This window comes from Chitinophaga sp. (genome assembly GCF_035564935.1).
Classification (GTDB): Bacteria; Bacteroidota; Bacteroidia; order Chitinophagales; family Chitinophagaceae; genus Chitinophaga.
Genome location: NZ_DATMTE010000592.1, coordinates 1 through 1,835 on the forward strand (window position 1 = coordinate 1; position 1,835 = coordinate 1,835).

3 protein-coding genes and 1 pseudogene are annotated in these 1,835 nt (G+C 44.6%); 1 reads left to right on the forward strand and 3 read right to left on the reverse strand.

All coding sequences use genetic code 11. From position 1 onward, the window contains the following. The 3 genes from VN105_RS15015 to VN105_RS15025 form a co-directional block, all read right to left on the reverse strand. On the reverse strand, positions 1-800 hold an 800-nt coding region (locus VN105_RS15015), incomplete at its 3' end, for a hypothetical protein (RefSeq protein WP_325642281.1). 79 nt (positions 801-879) lie between these two features. After that, the gene (locus VN105_RS15020; RefSeq protein WP_325642283.1) at positions 880-1,068 is read right to left on the reverse strand and encodes a hypothetical protein; all 189 of its coding nucleotides are present in this window, start codon (positions 1,066-1,068) and stop codon (positions 880-882) included. Between the two features lie 33 nt (positions 1,069-1,101). Continuing rightward, positions 1,102-1,281 (reverse strand): hypothetical protein, encoded by a 180-nt coding sequence (locus VN105_RS15025; RefSeq protein ID WP_325642285.1) that lies wholly within the window; start codon positions 1,279-1,281, stop codon positions 1,102-1,104. A 316-nt stretch (positions 1,282-1,597) separates the two neighbouring features. On the opposite strand from VN105_RS15025, the pseudogene VN105_RS15030 reads away from it, so the two are divergent. Then, positions 1,598-1,835: pseudogene (locus VN105_RS15030) on the forward strand (hypothetical protein); the annotation flags it as partial.

The following is a 1,835-nucleotide window of genomic DNA, read 5'->3' on the forward strand; positions in this document are numbered from 1 at the left end:
AAACTAAGCGCTTTCATCAGCTGATCCAGCTTAAGTTCCAGGCCGGCCGGCAGTTTATAAGGCACTGTTCTGTTGGGCCGCTGGTTATCGTAGTTCCGGAAATCGTCTTTTGTTTTCCGGTTATTTTGTGAAAAGATAGCCATGGAATGGCATTCACCATCCAGGTAAAAAGTGCGGATCTCAAATTTCTTGGTAATCTTTTCCTGTACCAGCGAGGGAAAAAATTTCTCAGGTACCAGGTGCAGGTTGGCCTGGTGAATGGTTTTGGTGAGCATTTTGTATTGCCCGCCGGTAGCATCTTCGATGAAAATACATTCACTAACGGGCTTTACAATTATTTCATTATAGCTTTCCAGCAATGCTGTAATCGCGGTTTTGGTGGTTACTACATCTGTAAAGGGGGTGTTGATCCCGTATTTGCGGGCGAGGGACAATACGTGCAGTTTGTTCAGGCTATCTTCTGTAATGGGGTTGTTCAGCCATTTTTGCCGGTCGATGGTATAAAACAACAATGAATGAAGGCCGTTAAACTCATCTACCAGGAATCGTTTCAGGGTGTACTGTGTGTTGAAGTCCGCTTGTTTAAGGCTGTATTTTACCGGGAAGCTGTTGATCTTTCTCCGGTACCAAACCACGGCTACCTCGTCATTGCCGGGCAAATCGCCGAGGTGCTGCATATCGAATAAGTCTTCTCCGTTCATCCGCAGGTAGGGTATTCCCAGGTGGTTGAGCCATTGACAAACATGATCAGTGGTGCCTTCCAGGTGCGATTGACTTAATATGAGGATCTGTTGGGACATGGTACGTTAATTACTGGTAGTAAGGACTGCCGGTAATTGCCGGCAGTCCTGTTGTTTCCGTTCCTGATGGCGGAAGGAGCTATTTTTTGGGATCTGCTTTGTGATCGCACAGGTAAACATCCGGACCTGAATAATGGGTTGGAGTGTGCACGGTGGTGCCTGCAGCATCGCCTGCTTCCAGGGAGAACTCTGCGGAGAGAGCCTTACCGCCTTTAATTGTTTCCAGGGATTCAACTTTTTTTGCGTTCAGTTTTTGCAACTTGTCCATAGTGTTTAATTTTTTAAAGATTTACGTTGGGGGTTACTTGTTAGGGTCATTCCGGGTGTCTGTTACCCAATGCTGTCCGTTCCAGGAAGCATAGTTTTCAGTGGTTCTTTCCTGGTCTTCAAGCGAAAATTCTGCATTCAATGCAAATCTGCCGCCCTTTACAGTTTCCGGAGATGTTACCTTTTTGGCAACCAATTTTTCTAACTGTTTCATGTGATTAAATTTTAAATCTGGTCTAAAATTAGGGGGCGTAGTTGGGTTGGCGGAGGGTGGATGTATATTTGAGTGGTTGCAATCTATATTCGTAATGATTTGAAGGAAATCTGTATAGGCTGTTTTCCCCGCAATGTATAATATCAGTTTTGCCGCCAGGCAGTTTTGCTTCAACACGGGTACCTGATATCTGAATCCCCGGTATGCGGGAACCTCAATCCAGCAGTTACAAATGATATTTCCGGGGTATTCACTTTTCCATGTATTTTATTATCTTTGAATTGCCAGTTACACACACAACCAGCCCTACCAACCGATGCAATACATATACGAGAATTTCACATTTCCGCCAGACCAGTCGTTTACAATCAGGTCGGAGATTTTTGAAATCAAAAAACATACCGCCTTAAAATCGCATGTTAATTTTGAGATCGCGCTGCTTGAAAACTGTAGTGGCAAAAGATTTATTGGCGATCATATCGGGGATTTCGACGGGTCGGAACTGGTGTTGTTGGGAAGTTATCTTCCACATTGCTGGCAATATTACAAGGCAG